The sequence below is a fragment of the Streptomyces sp. BE20 genome (assembly GCF_036322525.1).
Classification (GTDB): domain Bacteria; phylum Actinomycetota; class Actinomycetes; order Streptomycetales; family Streptomycetaceae; genus Kitasatospora.
Genome location: NZ_JAQYWW010000299.1, coordinates 1 through 341 on the forward strand (window position 1 = coordinate 1; position 341 = coordinate 341).

Consider the following 341-nt stretch of genomic DNA (forward strand, 5'->3'; position numbering starts at 1 on the left):
CCGTCTCCAACGACATGACCGAGGGCATCATCGCCCGCTTCCGCACGATGGCGATCCACCGCCCGTCGGTGCTCGTCGGACACGTCGTCGGCAGCGTGCTGCAGTCGGTCGCCAGCGTGGTCCTCGTCGGCGCCGTCGGCGTGGCCATCGGCTTCCGGTCCACGGACGCCACCGCCCTGGAGTGGCTGGCCGCCTTCGGGCTGCTCGTGCTCTTCGCCCTGGCGTTCACCTGGATCGCCGTCGGCATGGGTCTGATCAGCCCGAACGCCGAGGCCGCCAGCAACAACGCACTGCCGATGATCCTGCTGCCGCTCCTCTCCAGCGCCTTCGTCCCGATCCAC

The 341-nt window shown here is 69.8% G+C and carries 1 protein-coding gene; it reads left to right on the forward strand.

Features of this window, described 5'->3' with window-relative positions:
• Positions 1-341: ABC transporter permease (locus PUR61_RS01635; RefSeq protein ID WP_329874843.1), on the forward strand; the 341-nt coding region annotated here is incomplete at both ends.